Source organism: Aquimarina agarilytica ZC1, from assembly GCF_000255455.1.
Lineage (GTDB): Bacteria > Bacteroidota > Bacteroidia > Flavobacteriales > Flavobacteriaceae > Aquimarina > Aquimarina agarilytica.
In genome coordinates this window covers 123,076-142,659 of sequence record NZ_JH621254.1, presented here as the reverse complement: position 1 = coordinate 142,659, position 19,584 = coordinate 123,076, and the positions used below count along the sequence as shown (strand labels likewise).

Annotated in this window: 18 protein-coding genes and 1 pseudogene; 7 read left to right on the top strand and 12 right to left on the bottom strand. The window is 31.4% G+C overall.

The features are described from left to right. Positions 1–40: 40 nt before the first annotated feature. The 3 genes from KQA_RS0207175 to leuB form a co-directional block, all read right to left on the bottom strand. Complete coding sequence (locus KQA_RS0207175) at positions 41–904, bottom strand: hypothetical protein (protein ID WP_010179550.1); 864 nt, start codon at positions 902–904, stop codon at positions 41–43. 206 nt (positions 905–1,110) lie between these two features. Then, a complete protein-coding gene (locus KQA_RS0207170; RefSeq protein ID WP_010179548.1) occupies positions 1,111–3,645 on the bottom strand; it encodes a TonB-dependent receptor in 2,535 nt (844 codons plus the stop codon). A 51-nt stretch (positions 3,646–3,696) separates the two neighbouring features. After that, positions 3,697–4,812, bottom strand: coding sequence for a 3-isopropylmalate dehydrogenase (leuB, locus tag KQA_RS0207165; protein WP_010179546.1), 1,116 nt, complete (start codon positions 4,810–4,812; stop codon positions 3,697–3,699). 127 nt (positions 4,813–4,939) lie between these two features. Here leuB and KQA_RS18660 point away from each other — a divergent pair. After that, positions 4,940–5,235 (top strand): annotated as a pseudogene (locus KQA_RS18660) (transposase). Positions 5,236–5,368: 133 nt separating this feature from the next. Here KQA_RS18660 and KQA_RS18655 read toward each other — a convergent pair. Continuing rightward, positions 5,369–6,529, bottom strand: a complete 1,161-nt coding sequence (locus KQA_RS18655) for a 2-isopropylmalate synthase (protein WP_010179543.1) — start codon at positions 6,527–6,529, stop codon at positions 5,369–5,371. A 147-nt stretch (positions 6,530–6,676) separates the two neighbouring features. Between KQA_RS18655 and KQA_RS0207150 the strand changes: the two genes are divergently transcribed. Continuing rightward, entirely contained in the window at positions 6,677–8,221 is a 1,545-nt protein-coding gene (locus tag KQA_RS0207150) for a hypothetical protein (RefSeq protein ID WP_010179542.1), read from the top strand. A gap of 20 nt (positions 8,222–8,241) precedes the next feature. Here KQA_RS0207150 and KQA_RS0207145 read toward each other — a convergent pair whose 3' ends face one another. Further along, positions 8,242–8,934, bottom strand: a complete 693-nt coding sequence (locus KQA_RS0207145) for an RluA family pseudouridine synthase (RefSeq protein ID WP_010179540.1) — start codon at positions 8,932–8,934, stop codon at positions 8,242–8,244. A gap of 198 nt (positions 8,935–9,132) precedes the next feature. Then, positions 9,133–10,560 carry a trypsin-like peptidase domain-containing protein gene (locus tag KQA_RS0207140; protein WP_010179538.1) on the bottom strand — a complete coding sequence of 476 codons (1,428 nt, stop codon included), beginning with the start codon at positions 10,558–10,560 and terminating at the stop codon, positions 9,133–9,135. Positions 10,561–10,890: 330 nt separating this feature from the next. Here KQA_RS0207140 and dapF point away from each other — a divergent pair, with 330 nt between their 5' ends. The 4 genes from dapF to KQA_RS0207120 all read left to right on the top strand — a co-directional run bounded on the left by dapF (position 10,891) and on the right by KQA_RS0207120 (position 14,044). Continuing rightward, a complete protein-coding gene (dapF, locus tag KQA_RS0207135) occupies positions 10,891–11,682 on the top strand; it encodes a diaminopimelate epimerase (protein ID WP_010179536.1) in 792 nt (263 codons plus the stop codon). Then, positions 11,670–12,197, top strand: a complete 528-nt coding sequence (locus KQA_RS0207130) for a GNAT family N-acetyltransferase (protein WP_010179534.1) — start codon at positions 11,670–11,672, stop codon at positions 12,195–12,197. Before dapF ends, KQA_RS0207130 begins: the two co-directional genes overlap by 13 nt. Beyond that, on the top strand, positions 12,187–13,230 hold the full coding sequence (gene mltG, locus KQA_RS0207125) for an endolytic transglycosylase MltG (protein ID WP_010179533.1): 1,044 nt from the start codon (positions 12,187–12,189) through the stop codon (positions 13,228–13,230). Before KQA_RS0207130 ends, mltG begins: the two co-directional genes overlap by 11 nt. 148 nt (positions 13,231–13,378) lie before the next feature. Then, on the top strand, positions 13,379–14,044 hold the full coding sequence (locus KQA_RS0207120; protein WP_010179530.1) for a hypothetical protein: 666 nt from the start codon (positions 13,379–13,381) through the stop codon (positions 14,042–14,044). Positions 14,045–14,074: 30 nt separating this feature from the next. Here the strand turns inward: KQA_RS0207120 and KQA_RS0207115 are convergent, their stop codons facing one another. The 3 genes from KQA_RS0207115 to dnaA form a co-directional block, all read right to left on the bottom strand. Further along, positions 14,075–14,797, bottom strand: coding sequence for an SAM-dependent methyltransferase (locus KQA_RS0207115; RefSeq protein WP_010179528.1), 723 nt, complete (start codon positions 14,795–14,797; stop codon positions 14,075–14,077). A gap of 159 nt (positions 14,798–14,956) precedes the next feature. Further along, on the bottom strand, positions 14,957–15,418 hold the full coding sequence (locus KQA_RS0207110; protein ID WP_010179526.1) for a low molecular weight protein-tyrosine-phosphatase: 462 nt from the start codon (positions 15,416–15,418) through the stop codon (positions 14,957–14,959). Continuing rightward, positions 15,418–16,845 (bottom strand): chromosomal replication initiator protein DnaA, encoded by a 1,428-nt coding sequence (gene dnaA, locus KQA_RS0207105; protein ID WP_010179524.1) that lies wholly within the window; start codon positions 16,843–16,845, stop codon positions 15,418–15,420. The genes KQA_RS0207110 and dnaA overlap by 1 nt, the downstream gene beginning before the upstream one ends. A 201-nt stretch (positions 16,846–17,046) precedes the next feature. Here dnaA and KQA_RS0207100 point away from each other — a divergent pair, with 201 nt between their 5' ends. After that, complete coding sequence (locus KQA_RS0207100) at positions 17,047–17,460, top strand: acyl-CoA thioesterase (protein ID WP_010179522.1); 414 nt, start codon at positions 17,047–17,049, stop codon at positions 17,458–17,460. 21 nt (positions 17,461–17,481) lie between these two features. On the opposite strand, the gene KQA_RS0207095 is transcribed toward KQA_RS0207100, so the two are convergent. Genes KQA_RS0207095 through KQA_RS0207085 form a run of 3 tightly spaced genes read right to left on the bottom strand, consistent with a single transcriptional unit; the run spans position 17,482 to position 19,582 of the window. After that, positions 17,482–18,093, bottom strand: a complete 612-nt coding sequence (locus KQA_RS0207095) for a YigZ family protein (RefSeq protein WP_010179520.1) — start codon at positions 18,091–18,093, stop codon at positions 17,482–17,484. 2 nt (positions 18,094–18,095) lie between these two features. Continuing rightward, positions 18,096–18,965: a DMT family transporter gene (locus tag KQA_RS0207090; protein ID WP_010179517.1), complete on the bottom strand. Its 870-nt coding sequence runs from the start codon at positions 18,963–18,965 to the stop codon at positions 18,096–18,098. After that, positions 18,962–19,582, bottom strand: a complete 621-nt coding sequence (locus KQA_RS0207085) for an HAD family hydrolase (RefSeq protein ID WP_010179515.1) — start codon at positions 19,580–19,582, stop codon at positions 18,962–18,964. The genes KQA_RS0207090 and KQA_RS0207085 overlap by 4 nt, the downstream gene beginning before the upstream one ends. Positions 19,583–19,584: the final 2 nt, after the last annotated feature.

Here is a 19,584-nt window from a genome sequence, read left to right as displayed (position 1 = left end):
TAGAGTAGATGATTTTGGCATCCTTAAATATACGAAATATTTATATTAAAAGCGTATTATTCTGAGTTCTAGTACTATTAGAGGCATAACTTCTGTTTGTAGAATTTGCTCTAGGAGTATACGTTCTCGTATTTGTAGTTGTTCTACGGGGAGAAGTATACGGTCTAGTATTTCTTACTTTATTATTATAATAAGTAGCATTATTTCTAGAACTTCTATTCGTATACCTTGTTCTATTACTATTATAATGGTGATTAATGCTTACATGTGTACCTGGTCTATTATAGTTACGAAATTTGTATGGTCTATTATAATAACCTGTATAATAATTGTTGCGGTATGTTACATAGTTACAACGATTAACAGTATAGGTCTGGCGGTAAGGATTATTATACACTATACAATGGTTAGCAGGTGGAATTCGGTAATATCTATGATGTGGTCTGTATCCGTAATTGATATTGTAAGCATTTACATAACCAGAACAATGATTATAGGTTCCATAATTATTATAAAATATATTTAAATTTCCAATTCGGTAAGCTAAGCCTAAATGATTGTAATGTAAGCGAATATTTCCAATTCGATTTACACGACCGTAATAATCGTAAAATACCGGAGTATTTTCAATTTGTACTACTGCTCCATAATCATCATATTGTACATAGGCGTCGTAATCATAACCTGTATTAAAACTAAAATTGATATTGCGGGTATTAATATGTACACCAACATTAGGTTGGATCACATTAAAATCAAATTGTCCGTCTTTAAATATGGCAAATTCAATTCCGGATTCAACAAAAACAAAGGGTTTATTTATGTTATTATAGGTGGTTGTATTAGCATGTAAACCAATGCTTGTAAGCAATATGCCAATAGTAAGTAGGATAAATTTTTTCATAATCTTGAGTTTTAGGTGAAACCTGCTACATTAAAAATGTAACCTCACAATGTATGATTACCAAAGAGTATGCCAAAAAACGTTTTCGTTGAGTTGAATGATTTCAAGAAATCATAATTTGAACCTATTATCATTTGCTTAAAAAGTAAGTGTCATAACATAACTATGTTTAGTAGTTAGTGCTCAAAAAATTTAATGGGCTATAACTAATCTACAACTTCAAACTCTTCAATGGAATATATTAACTCACCATCATTGGTAATTCCTTGAACTTCAATTTGAAATTTACCTGTTTGATCACTAGTATAAAAATAATTGTTTTCGATTTTATTAGTTTGAACATTGATATCAGGATTCCAATATAAAGTTGTTCGGTAATCGGGTTTGGGGTCACTTTTATCATTAAAATAATCAGGAGAAAAGAATTCTTTGGCTTTATAAAAAGGGTGAGTCAAAAAATTTATAATACCTGGAGATTTGCCTGTGATTTTTACACTTGTATTTTTCTTTAAATAAACAGCAATTACTCCGTTTGCTCCTTGAGATCCAAAAATAGCAGCATCATTTCCTTTAAGAACATCAATAAAAGAAATATCGGATCCTTGTAAATTTTCAATAAAAGTAATGTTTACTCTATTACCATCTAGTAAAAATAGAGGATTACCATCTAATAAGGGATTACTAATTTGATTCGCATTATTTCCAGTTGGCGTAGCATTGGTATTCGAATTGCGAATGCTAACAGAACGATTCCCAATACTGCCCGATACGGAAACACCAGGAACTCTTATTAATAAATCAAAAATATCAGTAGAACTAGACCCTATAATTGAATCTAAAATCATTCTATTAGAAGGAAACCCATAAGATCCTAGATCACTTGCAATATCATCATAGTTTGACTCAGTTCGTTTGGCTTTAGCATTAATTACAACTTCATTCAGTTGATTAACACCATTGAAATTGAAGTTGACTAAATTAATATGTGATTGTATTTTCTTATAATTTTCGAAAAATAAAGTTTCTTTTTTTAGATTATATTTGGGTAGTGGAAGAACTTTAGGACTTTTCTTTTTATTATCTAAAACAATAGTTACATTTTTTTGGTTTTTCTCTTTTATTCCAGGCATTTTTGCTTGTAATATAGTTTTAAGACTATCTTTTATTACAAAGGGGCCGTATTCAAATCGATGTTTTGATGTAGTAAATTTTTTTTCTGAAAAAGGATTTTCTTCTAAAAACACAAGATTAGTTTCAATTTTTTGATCACTAAATTCAGGATCTTCGGCAAAAGCATAACCACTTATTGTTATTCCTTTTTCGGGTAAATTTTCTTTTTTATTGTATGCATTTTTATATAATTCATTCCAAGTAAATCTTCTCCAGCCATGGGTTAACATTAAAGATTCCAATAAAAAATTACGTTGTATTTGTTTTTTTTTAGGGTCAAAAAAAGCTGCTGCGCTAGGTATTTCACCACGTAGGTCTGAATTTAAAAGTAACCAACTTTCAATGGTTTCATTTGTCGCTAACGGAATTACTGATTTTTGAGTAATAGCAAGTGATAGTTTAGTATTTGAATTATTTGGAATCTCAATGTTGTATCCGACTTTCTCTCTTTTTTTATACTCTTTTTTATTAGTGACTATTTTGGGAATACTATTTTTATTTTTTGCATTTATGAATACCAATCGTTCACATTTAGGATTTCCATAAGGATCAAATAATGTGAAATGTGAAATGCCTCGTGGGAAATTTTTAGTTACCAATTTTAATTTTATGGTTTTATCTTTCTTAGAAATTTCCTGACTATAAAAAACATGACCTCGAACATGGCCAATAATAAAATAGCCAGTCAGGTTTTCAAACCCCGTAGCAGCTTGTAATACCAAATGATCCTGATTATTGGTAATGCTTAGAGTCTCAACTTTTTCATTAGCCATAGGTAAATCGACTATTTTTTTAGCTCCATTAATACTAATTTCTGCAATATATTTCACATTTTGTTTGGGAGTAAAGGCAGCTTGCCCTAAGCCATAATCGAATGTGCGAAACATAGAGATTATTTCATTTTTACCTTTTTCTTTAATAACTCCTTCTAGTGCTATTCCATTATTGTTTTTGTCAATAGCTTTTACCCCAAATTTATTGGTATGGTTGGCTAGTAGTGTTCCTCCTTCAGGATAAAAATTAATTTGTATGTCATTTACATTTTTAACAGCAGGTATTTTGTCTGAAATAGGTGTAATCTCGGGGAATTTATTTAGATTAATAAAATCTAATTGGGTGTTTTTTTCTAACGTCTTTTCAATTTGAATTTGTTTTCTAAAATAGTAACCTTCGTTATCAGCAAGCATGTAATGTGTATAAGCTCTTAATTGATATTTTCCAGATTCCCAATTTTTATTAATTTTAATATCACCAGCTGTCCCAAAGGTATTTTGATCTACAAATAATTTTGTTTTATATACAATACTATCTTCGGGGTTTATTAATTCTACATGTAAAACATTACTTTTTGTAGTTGGTTTATGTGTTACTCCATCAACTAAGTAACTTTTAAACCATATAGTTTCTTCGGAAGTATAAAAGGGTTTATCTGTATGGATGTATGCTTTTTCTGGGGCATATTTATTTTCAAAATCACGTAAAATTTCTACGAAACGTGTCAATGGAGGTGCAGAAGAAAACCCAACAGATAAAAATATCGCAAAAAGTAAACTAAATTTTAATACTTTCATTTTAAATAATTTATTAGTAAACCTTACGATTTTTTTTAAATAATCTTGTTGCTATATAATTGTGGATTGTCCTAAATAAATATTTTCAATATTAAAATCAGTCAAATCGGGATTACAGATATAATCGGCTATAAAATCACCAATTTTTTCAGTACTTAAGGGTTTTTGCTTGTTTAAATCGGGAGTTGTTAGGTTGAGTTCCATAGCTTTTGTAATAGAACGCTTTATGGCATCGGCTTCAACCTGTAAATTAAAATGCTCTAATAGCATAGCAGCAGATAATATAGCACCAATAGGATTAGCGATGCCTTTGTTTGTTGCTACTGGGTATGATCCATGTATAGGTTCAAATAAACTGTATTTTTCACCTAAAGCTGCAGAGGCCATGATTCCTTTTGAGCCTACAAGTGCACTTGCCTCTTCGGAAATAAAATCACCAATAAGGTTAGCTGTTAAAATAACATCAAAACTTTTTGGATTAAGAATAATTTTAGCAGCGGCTTGATCCACATACATTAACTCTACGTTTACATTTGGGTATTGCTTTGCCATATTCATGACTGTTCTACGCCATAAACGAGAGGTTTCGAGTACATTTGATTTATCAACTAAAGTCAATTTCTTTTTTCTGCCTTGAGCTGCCTTAAACGCATCATGTGCTATGCGTTCAATCTCATCGGTGGTATAGGTACATGCATCATAAGCTTTATGACCATTATCTGTAGTGCCTTTATCTCCATAAAACAATCCGCCTGTTAATTCACGGTAGATAAGGATATTGGTACCTCTTGCATTTTGAGGTTTTAACGGAGAATTATTAAGTAAATAATTATAAACGATTACGGGTCTTATATTGGCATATAAATTTAGTTCACTACGAAGTCCCAAAAGTCCTTGTTCTGGGTATATTTTTGTTTTAGGATCGTTATCAAATTTGGGATCACCAATAGCTCCAAATAATACAGTATCACTTGCCTTACATATAGTAATTGTTTCTTGGGGCAGGGGAGTACCCGTTTTTTCAATAGCAGTAGCACCAACCAAGGCTTCTTTAAAAATAAAGTCATGCTGGTAATATTCTGCAACAGCTTCTAAAGCTTTAACAGCTTGCTCGGTTACTTCGGGGCCAACTCCATCGCCACCTAAGACTGCTATATTGAGTTTCATAATCAATCATATTATATATCCAAAAGTAGTATATAATCTTTTTAGAAAAAATAATTAATTGTTTTATTCGCTATCAGGTTTAATACCTCGAGGCTTGCCTCGTTAATTATTACTATTTTGTGACTCGATGTCCCAAAATAGTAAATATATCCATAAGAGTCATAATGTTACAGTTTTGCTGTATCATTTGGTGAGTAGTGCTAAATATGGAAGAGTAGTATTTTGATAGCACGGGAAGTTTTTCGACGTTGCCCAGAGGTGAAAAAACAATTATGGGGAGGCGAATTTTGGGGCAAGGGGTATTTTGTTAATACAGTTGGTCAACATGGCACAGAACAGATGATTGCAAAATATGTCAAAAATCAAGGGATTGAAGAAGAGTATAAGGTTTTGAAAAAAGATAATCAGCTAAAATTATTTTAATGCCTCGTGGGCTTGCCCCGAGGATTATTTACTCTAATTATTAAGTTTCATTCTAAACATAAAAAAAGACCGATGTTATAAATCGGTCTTTTAGGTTACTGAAAGTTTAATTCAGTTATTTTGTTATGGTTTATTAAGGTTTGATATCAAAGCTTTCCATTATTTTGTGAATGTCTTGATCAACAACTTCTTTTTTACGGTCAGCGTAATTTAAAAATTCTTTATAAACATCATCTAATTGAAGTTTAGTAAGTTCATAACCTACTTTTTTAGCACGATATGCTAATGCAGCTCTTCCACTACGTGCAGTTAATACAATTGCAGATTCGGTTACACCAACTTCTTCGGGGTCAATTATTTCGTATGTTTCGCGGTTTTTTATTACTCCATCCTGATGTATACCCGAACTGTGAGCAAAAGCATTTGAACCAACAATAGCTTTGTTAGGTTGTACAAACATTCCCATATTTTCCGAAACCATTTTACTAGTATTGTATAATAATTTGGTATTAATATCAGTATGCAAATCTAAATAAGGGTGTTGTTTTAAAATCATAACTACTTCTTCCAAAGCAGTATTTCCAGCACGTTCACCAATACCATTTATAGTACATTCAATTTGTCGAGCACCATTAACTACTCCGGCAATTGAATTTGCTGTAGCTAATCCTAAATCATTATGGCAGTGACATGATAAAGTAACGTTATGGATTCCTTTTACATTTTCACGCAAATATTTAATTTTTGCTCCATATTCTTCAGGCAAACAATACCCAGTGGTATCTGGAATGTTTAATACCGTAGCACCAGCAGCAACCATAGCTTCGCAAACACGTGCTAAATATTCGTTATCAGTTCGACCAGCATCTTCTGCATAAAATTCTACATCTTCAACAAATGATTTTGCATATTTTACAGCAGCAACACCACGCTCTATAATTTTTTCTGGAGTAGTATTAAATTTATGCTTTATATGTGATTCCGAAGTTCCAATACCTGTATGAATTCTAGGTCTTACAGCATACTTTAAGGCTTCTGCAGCAACTTTTATATCGTTTTCAACGGCTCTAGTGAGTCCACATACGGTAGAATTACGTATAATTTTTGTGATTTCGGTAACCGAATTAAAATCACCAGGGCTTGATACTGGAAACCCAGCTTCAATAACATCAACGCCTAAAAGATCAAGACGTTCGGCTATAATCAATTTTTGTTCTGTATTTAATTTACAGCCTGGGACTTGCTCTCCGTCTCTTAGAGTAGTGTCAAAAATTTGAACTTTATTGTCACTCATCGGTTATTTTGCTTTTAACATTCATATCAAATGTATATTTTTATAAACGGTATGTTTGCTATTTTTGCAAAACACTTACAACGGTAAATGTTTTAATAATTACCTTGAACCCTTATTTTAAAAGGGATTAACTCTTGTTTTCTTACAATGACTAATGAAGTAAAAGATCCATTATTTGTACTGGTTAAATCATTAACCAAGTCCGAAAAGCGCCAATTTAAAGTATATGTTGGTCGTTTAGGAGGTAATAATGATTCCAAGTTTTTAAATTTATTCAACTATTTAGATAAATCTGAAAAGCTTGATGAAGCTCAAGTAATAGCTAAAGGTATTGTTACCAAACAGCAATTATCCAACTTAAAGGCTCATTTGTATAAACAAATTTTAATAAGCTTACGTTTAAACCCTGTTCATCGAAATTTGAGAATGAAAATTAGGGAACAATTGGATTTTGCTACAATTTTATATCACAAAGGATTATATAAGCAAAGTTTAAAGATTTTAGACAAAGCTAAAATTTCTGCTATTGATAATGAAGAAAACAATTTAGCCTATGAAATTGTTGAATTTGAAAAAATAATAGAAACACAATATATCACACGCAGTATTTCATCCAGAGCTGATGAATTAGCTATTCAAGCTAAAAGGTTGAGTATGAAAAATGTGATAGCAAGTAGGTTATCCAATTTGTCATTACAACTTTATGGATTAATGTTAAAAACGGGTTATGTTAAAAATGATAAAGAGCATGAGTTTTTAAGAACGTATTTCCAAGGGAGGTTACCCGATTATGATTGGGAATTATTAGGTTTTAGAGAAAAACTTTGGCTTTATAAAGCTCATTTATGGTATAGTTTTATGACTCAGGATTTTTTAGCTTGCTATAAGTACTCTAAAAAATGGGTGGATTTATTTTTTGAAGAACCTAAAATGATAGCTGTAAATCCAGTATTCTTTTTAAAAGGGAATAATTACCTTATGGAGTCCTTGTTTTTAATTAAGGATAGTGAAAAGCTTAAGTTAAAACTGAATAGGTTGGAAAAAATGGTGCATTCGGATGGTTTTCCACAGCATGAGAATACATTGGCCTTAAGTTTTTTATATATAAATACCAATAAGTTAAATTTACATTTTAGTGAAGGTACTTTTAACGAAGGTTTATCATTAATTTCGGAGATTTTAGATGGTTTAGAACATTATAAAAATCATATTGATGGTCACCACATTATGGTCTTTTATTATAAAATTGCTTGTCTCTATTTTGGTATGGAAAACCATGAGATGTGTATTGAATATTTGAATAAAATAATAAATAATAAATCATTGAAAATGCGTGAGGATTTATTATGCTTTTCAAGGGTTTTAAGTTTGATTGCACATTATGAAGCTCGAATGGATTTGCATTTGGATACACAGTTACACAACACCTATAAGTTTTTAATAAAAATGGATGACTTATATGCAGTTCAAAAGGAAATGATTAAGTTTTTAAGGAATTTAGAAAACGTAAATCCCTTAAAAATTAAAGAGGAGTTTAAAAAATTATATGATCGATTAAAAAAGTATGAAGACCATCCCTATGAAAAGCGTGCGTTTTTATACTTAGATATTCTTTCGTGGTTGCAAAGTAACATTGAAGATCGACCTATAGGTGATATAATTAGAGAAAAAGCACAATTAAAGATACGTTAATAAAATGTGTATTTATTTATCTATTTACAAGCATCCCAAACTGCATCCTTAGGAGTGGGGGCAGTGATTTTTATAGGTTCCTTTTTTACAGGGTGTATAAAAGCTAATTCCCGAGCATGCAAATGTATGCCACCATTAGGGTTGCTCCGTTTGGCATCATATTTAAGATCTCCTTTAATGGAACAACCAATTTTGTTAAGTTGTGCTCTTATTTGATGATGACGACCTGTGTGCAATTCAATTTCTAGTAAAGAAAAATTATCTAGTTTTTTTAATATAAAATAATGTAAACTAGCTTTTTTTGATTCAGGAACTTCTTTATTGTGTGCATATGATTTATTCTGCTTAGGATTTCTCTTTAAATAGTGAATAAGTTGATCTTCTTGCTTAGGTGGCGCAGGACTTACAATAGCCCAATATTTTTTTTGAGTTGCTTTTTCAGCAAAAGCTTTGTTTAAACGCGTCAAGGCTTTACTTGTTCGAGCAAAAATAATAACACCAGTAGTGGGGCGGTCTAGCCGATGTACAACCCCTAAAAAAACGGCACCAGGTTTATTGTATTTTTTAGCAATGTATTGTTTTACAATTTCGCTTAAAGGAACATCACCCGTTTGATCACCTTGTACTATGTCTCCAGCACGTTTATTTATGGCAATGATGTGATTATCTTCGTATAAAACGTTAAGGTTATCTAGTGTGGAGTGAGTTTTCAAAAGAAATGTAATTATTAATTATAAAAAACGAAAGCTAACAGTATTAAAACACTATTAGCTTTTCATTGTAATTGCAAATATATAACATGATGAACTTGTTATGTAATTATTAATTAGAATTCATCACTTTCCCTTTGCATAAAGAGAGTTATTTGCAATTTTTAACTCATATATTTAGTTTTAAAAACTAAGTTTGGTTTAGTTAAATACAAAATGTTTCTTTTCTCCATATCGGTCCAAAAAGCTTACCATAATATCTTCATTTTCAGCTTTGGACTGTAGTATTTTTTTAACGTCTCCTACACTGTTTACAGGAGTATTATCTATTTCAGTTATAATATAGCCTTCTAAACCATAGCGTTTCATAGTATTGCTTAATACTTGATTAATTTTTACTCCATGTTTGGCTCCAAATTGTGCTAAATCACTTTCGGTGGCATTTATCACCTCAATTCCTAAATCTTTTAATTGGTAACTTTCATACAAACTTAATGTAACGGGAATATCTATTAATTTGTCATTTCTTAATACACTTACATTAAGTACATCATTTGGTCTTTTACTATTAATGTAGCCTGTCAAATCCGAAAATTTTCTAATAGCATAACCGTCAATTTTTTTAATGATATCGCCTTTTTTAATACCACTTTTTTCTGCGCCACTATTTTTACTTATGCTAGACACAAACACCCCTTGTGAATAACTAATCCCTAATTCCTTAGCGGCATTTTGACTAAAGGTGCCTCCAGATATTCCCAAAATAGCTTTTTGAACATCTCCATACTCTAAAATATCTTCAACAATTTTCCTGGCATTATTGGAAGGAACAGCAAAAGCATAGCCCACGTAACTACCTGTTTGTGATGTAATGGCTGTATTAATACCGATCAACTCTCCTTTGGTATTCACCAATGCACCACCACTATTTCCTGGATTTATGGCAGCATCCGTTTGAATAAAGGATTGCATGTTTCGATCATTTTCATCTAAATCACGTGCTTTAGCACTAATGATTCCAGCGGTAACGGTAGAGGTTAAATTAAATGGATTACCCACTGCTAAAACCCATTCACCAATTTTAGTATTGTCAGAATTTCCAAAAGGGATATAATCAAACTTTTCGTCAGAAACTATTTTTAGTAGTGCGATATCCGCATTAGGGTCAGATCCTATAATTTTTGCTTCATAGGACTTGTTGTTATTTAGAGTGACACGGACTTCACTAGCTCCTTTAATTACGTGGTTATTTGTTACAATATAACCATCTTCGGTAATAATTACTCCAGACCCAGCACCAACAATAGCTTTTTCTAATTTGCCTCCATTACGTAAATAATCCATATAATTTCTAGGTCTACGATAAGTTGATACATTTTTTACGTGTACTACAGCATTTACAGTTTCTTCGGCAGCAACAGTAAAGTCAATATTTAATGAGGCATTTGATGCTGTGTTGTAATTAGGCATACTTGTAGTATGTAATTTTGGAGTAGGTATTGGTGATGTATATGAGACATTGGTTGAATCATCATTTTTAGATTCGTTATAATCTATAATTTTTTGAGTTCCCAGAGCTACAGCTCCACCTATAATGCCTACTAAAAGTAGTGATGCAATTTTTTTCATAGTCAAAAATTTAATTATGATACTATTGTTAAGTTTAAACAAAGACAATACCAAATTTTAAACGAGTTATTTTAGTTGTGAAAAACACTCAATTTGTCATTATTTAGACTGTAATAGCTTATTTTTTATGTAAATATGTCATTAATTAATAAAAACCAAATCTATTAACTGGTTAGTTTTAGTATTTAAAGTTCTATAAATAGTACGCTTCAAATTAAAAAGTGTTGCAAATAGATACTAAAAGAGTATGCTGTTTATGTAATAATTTATGTGATGATTAGTCGTAAACAATTAGAATTCCTATACCTTTGTAAGTCGAAAAAATAACTAATGGAGATTACTTTTTATAAATATCAAGGAACAGGTAATGATTTTGTGATTATTGATAATCGTTCCAAACTTTTATCAAAAACAGATACAGACTTAATAGCTCATTTGTGCGATCGTAAGTTTGGGATTGGGGGCGATGGTTGTATGTTTTTGGAAGAACCAAGTGTTTCAGGTGATGATTTTACTATGGTATATTTTAATGCAGATGGTAATGAGAGTACTATGTGTGGTAATGGAGGACGTTGTCTAGTTGCATTTGCCAAGCAATTAGGGATAGTGAGTGATACCGCTAATTTTACTGCTATTGATGGTCCGCATGATGCCACTATATCCGGAGACTTGGTTAAATTAGGAATGCAAAATGTATCTACTATAAATGCTCCCGGTGATCACTGGTTTTTAGATACAGGATCTCCTCATCATGTTCAAGAGGTTCAAAAATTATCCGATTTTGATGTGTTTACTCAAGGTAGAAATATTCGTAGCGGTGCTCCTTATTTTGAAGAAGGAACTAATGTGAATTTTGTAGAACAAATTAATGATGATTCTTTTTCGGTACGTACCTATGAGCGTGGAGTAGAGGGTGAGACATTATCATGTGGTACAGGAGTAACAGCTGTAGCTATAGCAATGCATACCGCAAATAAAACTGCTGCCGAAAAAATAAATATTGAAACTCCAGGAGGTAAACTAACGATAAGTTTTACTAAAACAGACGCCGGTTATGAAAATGTTTATTTACAAGGGCCTGCAAAACTAGTTTTTAAAGGTACAATAACATGGTCACGTTAAAAGGGATACAAATTTATTTGAGAGCTTTAGAACCTGAGGATTTAGAGTTTATTTACAAAGTAGAAAATGATGAGCGTGTATGGGAGGTGAGTGCTACGCAAACTCCTTATTCTCGTTTTTTGATAAAACAGTATCTTGAAAATGCACATTTAGATATTTACGAGGCTAAACAGTTGCGTTTAGCTATTTGTACTAATAAGGATGAAATTATAGGTTTAATTGATTTGTATGATTTTAATCCTACGCACAGGCGTTCGGGAGTTGGGATTCTTATTTTAGATACCGAAGACAGAGGAAAAGGTTATGGAAAAGAGGCCTTAAATCTACTGATCAAATATGGAAAGACTCATTTACATTTACATCAACTATACGCATCCATTTCTGAAGACAATAAAATAAGTCAAGAATTGTTTTTAAAAACAGGCTTTAAGTTTGTTGGACAACGTAAAGACTGGACTTTAGTGAATGGAGAATTTAAAAATGAAAATTTATACCAATTGATTTATGTACATTAAAAAGATACTATTACTTATTGTAGCTATTACATTAATTGTCGGAAGTATTTTCTCTTATACTATTTATAATAAAATTTTTGATTCGAATACTAATTTTGATGAAGTTACAAAGGAGGTGTTGATTCCAACAGGGACTACATTTAATGATGTGGTAACAAAATTAACTCCTTATTTAAGAGATGTGAAATCTTTTGAATGGTTAGCTAAAAAGAAAGGATATGCCACAAGGGTGAAGCCTGGAAAATACGTGTTAATAAAAGGGAGCAACAATAATGAATTAATTACTAATTTAAGAAGTAGAAACATACCTGTTAAGGTAAGTTTTAATAATCAAGAACGCTTAGAAAATTTAGCAGGAAGAGTAGCAGAGCAAATTGAATTGGATAGTCTAGCTTTATTACAAGTATTTAAGGATGAGAAATTTTTAAAGGAGCATGGCTTTAATTTAAACACGGCAATTTCAATGTATGTTCCTAATAGTTACCAAGTATTTTGGAATATTTCTGCAGAAGCATTTCGAGATAAAATGTGGAAAGAATATGGTTACTTTTGGAATGATAAACGAAAAGGGAAAGCAGAAGCTATTGGATTAAAACCTAAAGAAGTAGTTGCATTAGCATCCATAGTACATAAGGAAACCGTTAAAATTAAAGAACGTCCTAGAGTTGCTGGTGTGTATATGAATCGTTTAAAGTTAGGAATGAAATTGGACGCCGATCCTACAGTAATTTACGCTTTAAAAAAATCAGAAAATAAGTGGGATAGAGTAATTAAAAGAGTATTGCGAAAGGACTTAAAATTAGAACATCCTTATAATACATATAAATATAAAGGATTACCTCCAGGGCCTATAGCTATGCCAGATATTTCTGCAGTTGATGCTGTTTTGAATTATGAAAAACATGATTACTTTTATTTTGTAGCTGATGTAGAAAACTTTGGATTCCATAAGTTTTCTAAAAGTTTGAGACAGCATAATAATTATAGTTCCAAATATCATAAATGGGTGAATAGTAAAGGAATTAAACGTTAGTATGTAATATGTTATTCTTTTTATCGTTTTTATTATCAAATTGTAAAACAGAGGTTAAATAAATAGGAATCTTATAATTTTTGTGCGTATTTTTCCTACAAATAAAAATGATTTGTAAATTTGCCTCGCTAAACAGAAATGATAGTATATGGTCAGAACCAACGAAGTATTTCGTGTTTCTGTATTACCGCTAGTTATTGGTCTTATAGGTCAATGGCGTGCGATTGATCTTTTAAAAATTTCAAAAAACTTTGATAGTTCACATTCGGTTGAAGAATTGTGCTATGAATACCCTTCGAGTGAGCAGCTTTCGAATTTAAAAGATGTAAATTACCAACTTTTTCTTAAAAATGATTTTTTAGGCTTTAAAGAGGCGTTGGCCTTTAAAGAGTCTCAAGGAAGGTATGGTATAGTTAATAAGTTTGGCTATATGGGTAAATACCAGTTTGGAAAAGGTACCTTAGCTTTAGTAGGTGTACATGATACTAATTTATTTTTAAGCTCACCTGCATTACAGGAAAAAGCATTTAAAGCTAATGTGTCTAGAAATAAATGGGTACTAAGACGAGATATCAAACGTTTTGTTGGTAAGAATATTGGAGGTGTGGTTGTTACAGAATCTGGTATTTTAGCAGCAGCTCATTTAGGCGGTCCTGGTTCAGTAAAAAAGTTTTTACGCAGTGGCGGAAAAATAGCCTTTCAGGATGGTTTTGGTACTTCGATTGTAGAATATATGGATAAGTTTAAATCTTATGACATTTCTGATATTCCTGTAAATAAAAAAGCTAAAGTAGATTTAGTTGGAAGAATTTAATTGTAATTCTGTTGTAAGACAGAATTACAATTAATCCTTATGTATAATAAAAATACAAGGTCTTTTATGTAGATCTAAGCTATTTTTAATGTTTTTCCATTCTGTTACCCTCAAAGTTTTAATGTATTCGGTAGTAAGCGTAATATCTACAGCAATGCACAAACGTGTATTTGGATGGAGGGTGTGAATTAAATCTTCAACTAATTTATCGTTTCTATAAGGTGTTTCAATAAATAATTGACTTTGATTTTGTTCAAAAGAAATGCGTTCTAAATGTTTAATCTTTTGTTTGCGTTCTTGTTTGTCAATAGGGAGGTAACCATTAAAGCTAAAGCCTTGTCCATTCATACCGCTACTCATCATGGCTAATAAAATGGATGAAGGACCTACTAAAGGAACCACTGTAATATTTTTTTGATGTGCAATTTGTACAATATCGGCACCGGGATCTGCAATTCCAGGGCAGCCAGCTTCCGATAGTATTCCAACATTATGACCGTCAAAGCATGGGGTTAAAAAACTAGGTAATTCCATATCGTCAGTAAACTTATTTAAAGTATTCATCACTAAGCTAGCTTGTGCTTTAGTGGGAGATACTTTTTTGATAAATCGTCTTGCTGTTTTTTCATTCTCAACAATATAATGGTCGGTATTTTCGATCACTTTTTTAATTGAAATTGGAAGGACTTCTAGTTTAATATCATCACCAAGTCTGGCGGGAATCAAAAAAAGTTTACCTGTGTTTTCACTCATAAGGGGTAGTTATAAATAAATTTAGATACGACTAATTTAAGGAAAAAGAATAACAGTTAAAATTTTAACAAATTCTAACTGTTATCCGTACAATGTAACAATAAAATATTATTTTATGTTTATGTAGCCTTACGACTGTTGTAAAAAAAATAAAGTGCATTAAATGCGAGTAGCAATAATAGAACAAGCAGTATCTAGTAACGTATATACATTATCAAAACCCTTTGGGCCACCATAATAAGGATCAGGAACTTCTGCATTACTATTGGGGCTAATTTCGTTAAGTATCATGGATACTTTTTCTTTTTGTTCTTCGGAATTAGCTAGAGCAATTATATTAGCATAATTCTCTGCGTCCATTGCAAAAATGTAATCATATGTATCAAAATCATCAGCAGAGAATTGAGCTGCACGTTGATTTGTGATATCAATACCATTTTTACGAGCTACATTAATAGATCGTACATCGGGTAATTTACCAATATGATAACCTGCAGTTCCTGCGGATTGAACATCATATTTTTTTGGATTCAATTTTTGTTGTAATATTCCTTGGGCTAAAGGAGAACGACATATGTTACCCAAGCAAACCATTAAAATTTTAATGCGATCATTCGTCATTATATGGTAAGCTTTTTATGTAAATCTTCCACGTATTTTTTAAATTGTTTGTCTGTCATACTTAAATTATCGACAGTTTTACAAGCGTGTAATACAGTAGCATGATCTCTTTTTCCAATTTGACTACCTATACTTGCTAGTGAAGCTTTGGTTAATTTTTTAGCAAAAAACATAGCCAGTTGTCTCGCTTGTACTATATGACGTTTACGTGTTTTAGATTGTAAGGTTTCCACATCCATTTGAAAATAATCACTGACTACTTTTTGGATGTATTCAATCGAAACTTCACGTTTAGTATTCTTTACATAATTTTCAACAATCGTTTTCGCTAAATCAATAGTGATATCTTTTTTATTGAAAGATGAATGTGCAATTAATGAAATAATAGCACCTTCGAGTTCACGAATGTTTGTTTTTATATTATGGGCTAAAAATTCTACAATATCCTCAGGCATTTCAACCCCATCACGATATAGTTTATTCTTAATAATCGAAATGCGAGTTTCAAAATCTGGTTGATTTAATTCAGCTGAAAGTCCCCATTTAAATCTTGATAATAGGCGTTGTTCAATATCTTGCATATCAACAGGTGCCTTGTCACTAGTTAAAATTACTTGCTTCCCATTTTGATGCAAATGATTAAAAATGTGGAAGAAAACATCTTGAGTTCCTGCCTTACCCGAAAGTAGTTGGATATCATCAACAATTAATACGTCAATAATTTGATAAAAATGAATAAAATCATTTCTGTTATTCTTTTTTACAGATTCAATATACTGTTGTGTAAATTTTTCTGCTGATATGTAAAGTACTGTTTTATCCTGATATTTGTCTTTTATATCTACACCAATTGCATGGGCTAAATGCGTTTTTCCTAATCCAACCCCACCAAAAATAAGTAGTGGGTTAAATGAAGTTCCACCTGGTTTGTTCGCTACAGCTAATCCAGCAGAACGAGCCAAACGATTTGAGTCTCCTTCAAGAAAATTTTCAAAATTATAATTAGAATTTAATTGAGAATCAATTTTAACATCTCTGATGCCAGGGATGATAAAAGGATTTTTAAGTTCTGGACTTTTGGCCTTTAAAGGGATATTAACCTTTTGTGATTGTACTCCTGATCTGTTAGTACTAGGTATTTTTTCTGTGTAGGGAGCTTTGCTATCTACACTATTTTCCATGCGTATTACATAAACCAATTTAGCTTGTGATCCAAGTTGTTTTACCAAAGCGATTTTGAGTAACTCAACATAATGCTCTTCTAGCCACTCATAAAAAAATTTACTAGGTACTTGGATGCTCAAGGAATTATCAACAAGCTTTACTGCTTTGATTGGTTCAAACCATGTTTTGTATGCTTGTGGGTTAATATTGTCCTCAATAAATGATAGACAACTGTCCCATGCTTCTTGAGCTGTTATAATCATTGTTAAATTTAAGAGTTGGTTTGTTATAAAACGTTGAAATAAGGTAAGATATGTATTATGTCTTTTCCTTAATAACTATACAGCAAATATGTGAACAAAAAACTGAATAAAAAAACTAAATATACCTTGACTTATAACTTTTTTTTGACTACTAAGTGTTAATTTTGAAACTACAAATTTATTTTTCTTAAAATCGATTAAATGACATATTTTTCTACGAAAACAAAAATTAGAGTGCGTTATGGTGAAACTGATCAAATGGGGGTAGTATATCATGGGAATTATGCGCAATACTTTGAAATAGCGCGTATTGATTGGTTAGAAAAACTAGGTTTTTCGTATAAAAAAATGGAAGAAGATGGGGTAATGCTGCCTGTTGTGGCACTTAGTACAAACTTTAAGAGATCTGCCTTTTTTGATGATGAATTGACTATTACAACAAGCTTGAAAAATGCGCCTACAGCTAAGATAGAATTTGAGTATGAGCTACATAATCAACAAGGGGAATTGTTAACAACTGGAAGTACGGTGCTTGTATTTGTATCCATGAAAACTAAACGACCCATAAAGTGCCCAGAAAGAATGTTAGAAAAAATTGAAAGCAGTGTAAAGTAGTTTTTTTGATTTTAAACAAAATTAGTGATCATTATCTAAAATAGAAATGCCATAAATACTAGTTAAAAGAGTGATATTCTTTTTGGTTTCGCTTTTAGGGCTTTTAATCCAAATTTCACAATTGTTATTAAAATCCTGTTTGCTTATGTTTAGTTTATGTTGTTTAATTTTTCGCATAACCTCATTCATTAAAGGATATTCAAAATTAATTTTAATAGTTTCTGTGATTAATTTGGTGACAATAGTGCTGTTTTCCAAACAATCATGTGCAGCTGTTCTGTAGGCGCTAATTAGTCCACCAACACCTAATTTTACACCTCCAAAGTAACGAATAACTATAAGTAGAATGTTCGTTACTTCAAAGGATTGTAGCTGCCCTAGAATGGGTTGACCAGCAGTGTTTGAAGGTTCGCCATCATCATTGGCACGATAACGAATAGGGGAGGTTCCAAGGTGCCAAGCGTAACACCAATGGCGTGCTTGGTAATGTTCTTTTTTAATTTGATTAAGAATTTCTTTAACCTCTTCCTCATTAGTAACGGGAAAGGCATAAGCAAAAAACTTACTATTTTTAATTTTGTAAAGGCTTTCGCCAGAAGGTTTAGCTATGGTTTTATAGTGATCACTTTCCATAATTAATTAAAATTTCCGGCAATGCTAACTAAAACAATACCCATAGCAGCCATTAAAATACCAAGCTTGTTTTGTTGTGTTAATTTTTCTCTGAATAGTATAACTCCCAAAATAGTTGTAACAAGGAGTATACCTACATTATTTATAGTAAATAAAGTTGAGCTTTCAAGTCCTTTGTAACTTATGGCTTTTACTAAAAAATAAATTGAAAAATAATTGACAACACCTAGCGCAATACCTCCGATAAGGTTTTTAAATTCAAATTTAAATTTCTTTTGCAGCATTTGAAAAATAATAATCAAAATGCCTGTAAAACCGGCCGTAGCAAATAATGTTGCTGAAAAAATAGAAATATGTTGCGGGTTAACAAATTTGGTTTGCAAAAACTTTAAGCTTGTATCGATTAATCCACTTCCTAAAAAAACAAGAAACGGGAAAAGCATAGAACTGCTTTTAATTTTATTTGGATTTACAGTGACTAAATAAATAGAAAATAAAGCAATTAAAATACCTAATACCTTAATACGTCCAATAGTTTCATTATAAACAAATACCCCAAATAGAATAGGGATAACTACGCTCATTTTACTGGATACGGCCACCACAGATAATCCATTGCGTTGGGTGGTTATAGCCATGGCATAAAACACAGCTATAAATATTAGGCCTAAACCTAATGTGTAATAAAACCAAGAAAATTGAGTGATTTGAGGGATGCTAATAGGTTTATTGTGGGCAATATATCCACAAACAGCAGCTACTAAATAATTAAAAATGATAGCTTGAATGGTGTTGATTTTAAATTTAGAAAATAGTTTAAAAACAACAAACAAAATACTTGAGGCGGTAATGCTGAGTGCTATGTAACTCATAAAATTGTAGGGTTTTTGGTAAATAATTGGGTGACATCTTCTTGACCTGGAATTAGGTTCCAAACATGAATGCCTAGGGCTTTGGCGGCATCAGTATTTTGTTTTAGGTCATCAACAAATAATGTTTCATTAGCTGTTAATTTGTTTTGTTGTAACACAAATTCATAAATTTCGCTATTTGGTTTTCGTAAACCAATTTCTTGTGATAAATAGAATTGATCAAAACAGGATTTAAATTCATTAAAAAAAGGAATATTTTCCTTAACCCAATCAATATGTAAATCATTGGTGTTGCTTAATAAGATAAGTTTGTGTTTATTTTGGGCGGCAAGAGCTTTTAAAAATTCTAAACGTGCTATTGGAAAGTCTTTTAAAATACTGTTCCAGGCATCAATAATTTCATTTAAGCTTATTTCTGGCAGCCATTTTTGATACGTATATAAAAATGAATTGGTGTTAATTTTTCCAATTTCATAGGTGTCGTTTACTAGAGAAATGGCATCAATTGGAGCAGTTAAGCCTAATTTTAAAAAAGCATTAGTTGGAGCAATTTTGTCTAGGTTTATAAAAATATCACCAAAATCAAAGATGATATTTTTTATGTTTGGTTTATTCATTT

What these genes read in the sequence shown, in the direction of transcription:
- leuB (WP_010179546.1), bottom strand. Translation starts at nt 4,812, where the DNA reads ATGAAACTCAATATAGCAGTCTTAGGTGGCGATGGAGTTGGCCCCGAA.
- KQA_RS0207110 (WP_010179526.1), bottom strand. Translation starts at nt 15,418, where the DNA reads ATGACGAATGATCGCATTAAAATTTTAATGGTTTGCTTGGGTAACATA.
- KQA_RS0207150 (WP_010179542.1), top strand. Translation starts at nt 6,677, where the DNA reads ATGACTAATGAAGTAAAAGATCCATTATTTGTACTGGTTAAATCATTA.
- KQA_RS0207130 (WP_010179534.1), top strand. Translation starts at nt 11,670, where the DNA reads ATGGTCACGTTAAAAGGGATACAAATTTATTTGAGAGCTTTAGAACCT.
- KQA_RS0207175 (WP_010179550.1), bottom strand. Translation starts at nt 904, where the DNA reads ATGAAAAAATTTATCCTACTTACTATTGGCATATTGCTTACAAGCATT.
- KQA_RS0207085 (WP_010179515.1), bottom strand. Translation starts at nt 19,582, where the DNA reads ATGAATAAACCAAACATAAAAAATATCATCTTTGATTTTGGTGATATT.
- KQA_RS0207120 (WP_010179530.1), top strand. Translation starts at nt 13,379, where the DNA reads ATGGTCAGAACCAACGAAGTATTTCGTGTTTCTGTATTACCGCTAGTT.
- KQA_RS0207140 (WP_010179538.1), bottom strand. Translation starts at nt 10,560, where the DNA reads ATGAAAAAAATTGCATCACTACTTTTAGTAGGCATTATAGGTGGAGCT.
- KQA_RS0207090 (WP_010179517.1), bottom strand. Translation starts at nt 18,965, where the DNA reads ATGAGTTACATAGCACTCAGCATTACCGCCTCAAGTATTTTGTTTGTT.
- dapF (WP_010179536.1), top strand. Translation starts at nt 10,891, where the DNA reads ATGGAGATTACTTTTTATAAATATCAAGGAACAGGTAATGATTTTGTG.
- dnaA (WP_010179524.1), bottom strand. Translation starts at nt 16,845, where the DNA reads ATGATTATAACAGCTCAAGAAGCATGGGACAGTTGTCTATCATTTATT.
- KQA_RS18655 (WP_010179543.1), bottom strand. Translation starts at nt 6,529, where the DNA reads ATGAGTGACAATAAAGTTCAAATTTTTGACACTACTCTAAGAGACGGA.
- KQA_RS0207115 (WP_010179528.1), bottom strand. Translation starts at nt 14,797, where the DNA reads ATGAGTGAAAACACAGGTAAACTTTTTTTGATTCCCGCCAGACTTGGT.
- KQA_RS0207100 (WP_010179522.1), top strand. Translation starts at nt 17,047, where the DNA reads ATGACATATTTTTCTACGAAAACAAAAATTAGAGTGCGTTATGGTGAA.
- mltG (WP_010179533.1), top strand. Translation starts at nt 12,187, where the DNA reads ATGTACATTAAAAAGATACTATTACTTATTGTAGCTATTACATTAATT.
- KQA_RS0207170 (WP_010179548.1), bottom strand. Translation starts at nt 3,645, where the DNA reads ATGAAAGTATTAAAATTTAGTTTACTTTTTGCGATATTTTTATCTGTT.
- KQA_RS0207095 (WP_010179520.1), bottom strand. Translation starts at nt 18,093, where the DNA reads ATGGAAAGTGATCACTATAAAACCATAGCTAAACCTTCTGGCGAAAGC.